Genomic DNA, 5,225 nt, shown 5'->3' on the forward strand with positions numbered 1-5,225 from the left:
TGGTAATGCTGATCAGGAGTTAACTGCTGATGGCGGGCCTATGACAGCTCATACAACTAACCCGGTTCCTTTCATCGTTACAAAAAATGATGTAGAGCTTCGTGAAGGTGGTATTTTAGGAGATATCGCCCCAACAATGCTTACACTTTTAAATGTGGAACAACCGAAAGAAATGACAGGTAAAACAATTATTAAATAATTTGCTTATATAAAAAGGAGAGAATTTATTATGTCAACAATTATTGATGTTTATGCTCGCGAAGTCCTTGACTCTCGTGGTAACCCAACTGTAGAAGTAGAAGTTTACACAGAAAGCGGCGCTTTCGGACGCGCTATCGTACCAAGTGGTGCATCTACTGGTGAGCACGAAGCAGTAGAATTACGTGACGGTGACAAATCTCGTTACCTTGGTAAAGGTGTTATTAACGCAGTAAACAACGTTAACGAAATTATCGCTCCAGAAATCGCTGGTTTCGATGTAACTGACCAAGCTGGTATCGACCGTGCTATGATCGAATTAGATGGCACTCCAAACAAAGGTAAACTAGGCGCTAACGCTATCCTTGGTGTATCTATGGCAGTAGCTCACGCAGCAGCTGACTTCGTAGGTCTTCCATTATACCGTTACCTTGGTGGATTCAATGCAAAACAATTACCAACTCCAATGATGAACATCATCAACGGTGGTTCTCACGCTGATAACAACGTAGACTTCCAAGAGTTCATGATCTTACCAGTTGGCGCTCCAACATTCAAAGAATCAATCCGTATGGGTGCTGAAGTATTCCATGCACTTAAAGCTGTATTACATGACAAAGGTCTTAATACTGCAGTAGGTGACGAAGGTGGATTCGCTCCAAACCTTGGTTCTAACCGTGAAGCTCTAGAAGTAATCATCGAAGCTATCGAAAAAGCTGGTTACAAAGCTGGCGAGAACGTATTCTTAGGAATGGACGTTGCTTCTTCTGAGTTCTACAACAAAGAAACTGGTAAATATGACCTTGCAGGCGAAGGCCGTACTGGCTTAACTTCTGCAGAAATGGTTGATTTCTACGAAGAGCTTTGCAAAGACTTCCCAATCATCTCTATCGAAGATGGTTTAGACGAAAACGACTGGGATGGTCACAAATTATTAACTGAGCGTATCGGTGATAAAGTACAATTAGTTGGTGACGACTTATTCGTAACTAACACTCAAAAACTTGCTGAAGGTATCGAAAAAGGTATCTCTAACTCAATCTTAATTAAAGTTAACCAAATCGGTACTTTAACTGAGACTTTCGAAGCTATCGAAATGGCTAAACGTGCTGGTTACACAGCAGTTGTATCTCACCGTTCTGGTGAAACTGAAGATGCTACAATCGCTGACATCGCAGTTGCAACTAACGCTGGCCAAATCAAAACTGGTTCTATGAGCCGTACTGACCGTATTGCTAAGTACAACCAATTATTACGCATCGAAGACGAACTAGGCGAAATCGCTGTTTACGATGGTATTAAATCTTTCTACAACATCAAACGATAATTGTAGAAAATAACGACAGACCGTGAGAAATCACGGTCTGTTTTTTTTATGCTAAAATTGCTCACCCGTCATAAGCGACATGAAATGTTTAAAGAAGCGGTTATAATCAAAATCAATTGCAATTTGATGACTCGGCCAATTAATAAATGGCTTTGGCTCCATTAAAGAGCGAAATTCTCCAATACTTGCTCCCTGTGCATAGGATTCCGTCATGACAACGATAGGTGACTTATGATAAGTGAACATAGAGTTATCAAATAAGGCGAGTATTGGCATTGTGTCATGAAAGGGGCTGCCCTTTAAATGCGGTAAGGCATCTTTATAATATCCGTAGTAATAATGATCGAATAACGGTTTAACAAGTGGCGCTTTTCCTATGGCTTCAATGTATTCAGCCATTTCTGGTGTAATGATGGAATATTGAGTGACGTTTAATGGATATATGTACATGTTAGCTGTAGATTGAAGGACTATATTAGCAGCAGTAGGATCACCATAGAAGTTTGCTTCTGAAATAGGGGTAACATTACCGGGATGTAAAAAGGTGCCGCCCATTACGTAGTAAGAGTTAATTTGCTTCATTAACTCTTTACATAAGATAAATAAAATCGCTAGAGAGGTAAGTCTTCCTAAACTTACAATAATTAATTCATCTTTATACTGTTCAATAAGAGGAATAACTTCAAAAAAATTCTCCATTTCTCCGTTAGTCACATTCTCCTTTGGAATAATTGGTCCGAGTCCCTGTTTCCCGTGTACATCTGTAAAGAAAGCGGGAGGGGTACCAGTAAGGGGACGTTCTGAACCACCGAATATCTTGATATTCCTATTCTTTGTTTCGTACTTCAGAAAATGAGCATTTTGTACGGCCATTTCCTTTGGAACATTGCCGTAATCAGCCACAATCCCAACGATTTCAATTTCATCAATATAAAATGCAAGGAGGAGGGCTATCGTATCATCGATTCCAGGATCACAAAAAATAAGAACTTTTTTGGGCATATGTTCACCACCTATCTTGTTTACCCCACAGTAACGGGCAATAAGACCCCGACCTTAAAATTCAAAAAAAGCAAAAAAGTTATGCGGGGGTTGGGCTGCCCGTAAACGCTCGATTGGTGAAGGCTAATAATCCGCGGGGATGAAGCCCCCATTAATTAAAGTTTCACTTTATATATATGTAAGTTTTCGGATAGGAAGAATAAAAAAGTTTGTTTTCTTGAAATAGTAATGGGATAAATTCAGAAAATAAAAACTTTTTATATTAGGTCAAGGTTTTTGACTTAAATTTCATTTGTAAATGCAGTCATATCAAGGGTGTAAGCGTATAACATGGGCGGTTTTTGTTGTCAAGTTGATAAATTGCAGCTTTTTACAATTTATACTATGATAAAGATATTAACAGAAGATCGTATAAACATGAGGGATGATGAACATGAAATTTACAAAGATCCTTGTCCAAATTGCTGCTCTTTATGTGTTTTATATGGTTGGAACTTGGGTGCAAGAAATGTTGAATATTCCAATTCCAGGAAGCTTGATTGGGATGTTTCTTTTACTTGTTTTACTTAGCCTAAAAGTACTTCCAGTGAAATGGTTTGATTTAGGAGCGGAAACACTCGTCGCTATTATGCCGTTTTTATTAATTCCGCCAACGCTTGGCTTAATGAATTACGGTGCTTTTTTTATGAGTAAAGGAATTTCTCTTTTCATTACAGTTGTAGCGAGTACGTTTTTAATTATCATTGTCGCAGGACATACAGGGCAATATCTTGCGAATAGAAAGGAAAGAGAGTCATGATGAGTCAAATATTAATCGGAATCGGTTGGGTTCTTTTTACGGTGCTATTATATCAATTATCTAAAAAAATCTATCAATTATTTCCAACACCATTTACTATTCCAATGCTTGTAGCGACAGGATTAATGGCTTTCTTATTTATTGTGCTTGATATACCATATCAACATTATATGGAAAGCGGTGGTGGCTGGATTGCGAAGTTACTTGGACCAGGTGTTGTAGCATTTGCAATCCCGCTTTACAAACAACGTCATGTGCTGCAAAAATATGTTGTACCGATTGCGGGCGGAGTATTAGTAGGTACAACAGTTGCGATTGCGAGTGATTTTGCTATTGCCTCACTTATGGGAACAGATAAAAGTTTAATTTTATCTTCATTACCAAAATCAGTGACAATGCCGGTTGCAATGAGCGTTTCTGAACAAGTTGGTGGTGTTCCATCCTTAACAGCGGCATTCGTAGTTATCGCAGGTATTACTGGAACGATTACAGGTCCAATTTTATTAAAATGGAGCCGCGTTACAAACTCGGTTGGTAAAGGTATCGGATTTGGATGTGCTTCTCATATTATGGGTGTTATGAGAGCAATGAAAAATAACGAACATGAAGGTGTTATTGGATCGGTAACAATGACATTAACAGCAATTTTGACATGTTTGCTCGGACCGTTATTTGCAATGATGTTTATGTAATAGAAGAAAAGCGAGAGCGACTCTATAGCTCTCGCTTTTCTATAGGATTTATGCTACAGTTAAAATAACTGAATCTTTGTAGGAGGTACGCCAAGTGCATACGTTATTATCCGTTTTACTTATTATTGTATCGATTTTAATGATTGTTATGGTACTTATGCAGTCTAGTAATAGCTCAGGCCTTTCAGGTGCAATTTCCGGCGGTGCAGAGCAATTATTTGGTAAGCAAAAAGCACGTGGAATTGAAGCGGTATTAAACCGTATTACAATTGTTTTAGCTGTATTGTTCTTTGTATTAACAATTGCTGTTACGTACTTAAACTTATAGAATTGAAAGAAGAAGCGTTAGTAGTTTGTACTAATGGTTCTTCTTTTTTTATTTTGTTATTTGAAAAAAGTTTCTAATTAGATTATAGAAATATAAATATGGTACACTAAGATATAGAAAGAATACGACTAGATTACAGAAGAGAAAGAGGAGAAGTACATGATGAAATTAGCATCTCCGAAACCATTTACATTTGAGGGTGGAGACCGCGCTGTTTTATTACTACATGGATTCACAGGAAACTCAGCTGATGTACGTATGTTAGGGCGTTTCTTAGAAAAGAAAGGCTATACTTGTCATGCGCCAATTTATAAAGGGCACGGCGTACCACCAGAAGAACTTGTTCATACAGGTCCTACAGATTGGTGGCAAGATGTAACGGAGGCATATCAGCTTTTAAAAGATAAAGGCTTTGAGAAAATTGCTGTCGTTGGTTTGTCACTAGGCGGAGTATTTTCTCTGAAATTAGCATATACAATCCCTGTTTTAGGTGTGGTACCAATGTGTGCACCGATGTATATTAAGAGTGAAGAAACAATGTACCAAGGTATATTGGCATATGCCCGCGAATATAAAAAGCGTGAGCAAAAATCACCAGAGCAAATTGAACAAGAAATGTTGGAATTCCAACAGACACCGATGAATACATTAAAAGCATTACAAGAGCTAATTGCTGATGTACGTAATAATGTTGATATGATTTATGCACCGGCGTTTGTTGTACAAGCGCGTCATGATGAAATGATTAATACGGATAGTGCTAACATTATTTATAATGGTGTAGAATCAACGTTAAAGGACATTAAATGGTATGAAGACTCTACGCATGTCATTACACTGGATAAGCAACGTGACGAGCTACATGAGGATGTATATAAC

At 38.1% G+C, this 5,225-nt stretch carries 6 protein-coding genes and 1 pseudogene; 6 read left to right on the plus strand and 1 reads right to left on the minus strand.

The window, feature by feature from the left end; genetic code table 11:
• Positions 1 to 199, plus strand: a pseudogene (locus JDS92_RS29550) (2,3-bisphosphoglycerate-independent phosphoglycerate mutase); the annotation flags it as partial.
• 30 nt (positions 200 to 229) lie between these two features.
• Positions 230 to 1,525: a phosphopyruvate hydratase gene (eno, locus tag JDS92_RS29555; RefSeq protein ID WP_000103945.1), complete on the plus strand. Its 1,296-nt coding sequence runs from the start codon at positions 230 to 232 to the stop codon at positions 1,523 to 1,525.
• A 51-nt stretch (positions 1,526 to 1,576) separates the two neighbouring features.
• Here eno and JDS92_RS29560 read toward each other — a convergent pair whose 3' ends face one another.
• Positions 1,577 to 2,527, minus strand: a complete 951-nt coding sequence (locus JDS92_RS29560) for a nucleoside hydrolase (protein ID WP_199633001.1) — start codon at positions 2,525 to 2,527, stop codon at positions 1,577 to 1,579.
• Between the two features lie 433 nt (positions 2,528 to 2,960).
• Here JDS92_RS29560 and JDS92_RS29565 point away from each other — a divergent pair, with 433 nt between their 5' ends.
• The 4 genes from JDS92_RS29565 to estA form a co-directional block, all read left to right on the plus strand.
• Positions 2,961 to 3,326 (plus strand): CidA/LrgA family holin-like protein, encoded by a 366-nt coding sequence (locus tag JDS92_RS29565; RefSeq protein ID WP_000673221.1) that lies wholly within the window; start codon positions 2,961 to 2,963, stop codon positions 3,324 to 3,326.
• Complete coding sequence (locus tag JDS92_RS29570) at positions 3,326 to 4,018, plus strand: LrgB family protein (RefSeq protein ID WP_000078307.1); 693 nt, start codon at positions 3,326 to 3,328, stop codon at positions 4,016 to 4,018. The genes JDS92_RS29565 and JDS92_RS29570 overlap by 1 nt, the downstream gene beginning before the upstream one ends.
• Positions 4,019 to 4,112: 94 nt before the next feature.
• Positions 4,113 to 4,346 carry a preprotein translocase subunit SecG gene (gene secG, locus JDS92_RS29575; RefSeq protein WP_000557263.1) on the plus strand — a complete coding sequence of 78 codons (234 nt, stop codon included), beginning with the start codon at positions 4,113 to 4,115 and terminating at the stop codon, positions 4,344 to 4,346.
• 162 nt (positions 4,347 to 4,508) lie between these two features.
• A partial coding sequence (gene estA / locus JDS92_RS29580; RefSeq protein WP_199633002.1) for a carboxylesterase occupies positions 4,509 to 5,225 on the plus strand: 717 nt, incomplete at its 3' end.

It is taken from the genome of Bacillus cereus group sp. N12, from assembly GCF_016483575.1.
GTDB lineage: Bacteria > Bacillota > Bacilli > Bacillales > Bacillaceae_G > Bacillus_A > Bacillus_A toyonensis.